Source organism: Paenibacillus mesotrionivorans (genome assembly GCF_046098205.1).
GTDB lineage: Bacteria > Bacillota > Bacilli > Paenibacillales > NBRC-103111 > Paenibacillus_AR > Paenibacillus_AR mesotrionivorans.
Genome location: NZ_JBJURJ010000039.1, coordinates 1 through 683 on the forward strand (window position 1 = coordinate 1; position 683 = coordinate 683).

The following is a 683-nucleotide window of genomic DNA, read 5'->3' on the forward strand; positions in this document are numbered from 1 at the left end:
GGGTAGATGATTGGGGTGAAGTCGTAACAAGGTAGCCGTATCGGAAGGTGCGGCTGGATCACCTCCTTTCTATGGAGAATTTGTCTCAGCAGTGAGGCATATTCAAGACGGTTTCCCGTAAGGGAGACCACAAATCGGCTGAAGTTGCTCGCTCGTGTTCAGTTTTGAGGGTGCTCACGCATCTTCTATATAGGTAAGGCAAATGGGCCTTTAGCTCAGCTGGTTAGAGCGCACCCCTGATAAGGGTGAGGTCGGTGGTTCGAGTCCACTAAGGCCCACCATTTCCTCTAGGGGCCATAGCTCAGCTGGGAGAGCGCCTGCCTTGCAAGCAGGAGGTCAGCGGTTCGATCCCGCTTGGCTCCACCAAAAGAATTTCATAAAGCAATAGGGCAATCCGTTTGGTGATGATGGCGGAGGGGAACCACGCGTTCCCATCTCGAACACGACCGTTAAGCCCTCCAGCGCCGATGGTACTTGGACCGCAGGGTCCTGGGAGAGTAGGACGTTGCCAAGCGGGTTTTATACCCATGTAAATTGTTCCTTGAAAACTGGATAGCGAAACGAAACAAACCGATAGCATTTCTTGATCTTATAGATTGCCACGCCTGCTTATGCAAGCTGGTTAAGCGAATAAGAGCGCACGGAGGATGCCTAGGCGCCAGGAGCCGAAGAAGGACGTAGCG

Annotated in this window: 2 tRNA genes and 2 rRNA genes; all 4 read left to right on the forward strand. The window is 52.9% G+C overall.

What is annotated here, in order from left to right:
- Window positions 1–69, forward strand: a 16S ribosomal RNA gene (locus tag ACI1P1_RS29700); the annotation flags it as partial.
- Window positions 70–204: 135 nt separating this feature from the next.
- A tRNA-Ile gene (locus ACI1P1_RS29705) sits at window positions 205–281 on the forward strand.
- Window positions 282–290: 9 nt separating this feature from the next.
- Window positions 291–366: transfer RNA gene (locus ACI1P1_RS29710), tRNA-Ala, on the forward strand.
- A gap of 31 nt (window positions 367–397) precedes the next feature.
- Window positions 398–514, forward strand: a 5S ribosomal RNA gene (gene rrf, locus ACI1P1_RS29715).
- Window positions 515–683 lie beyond the last annotated feature (169 nt).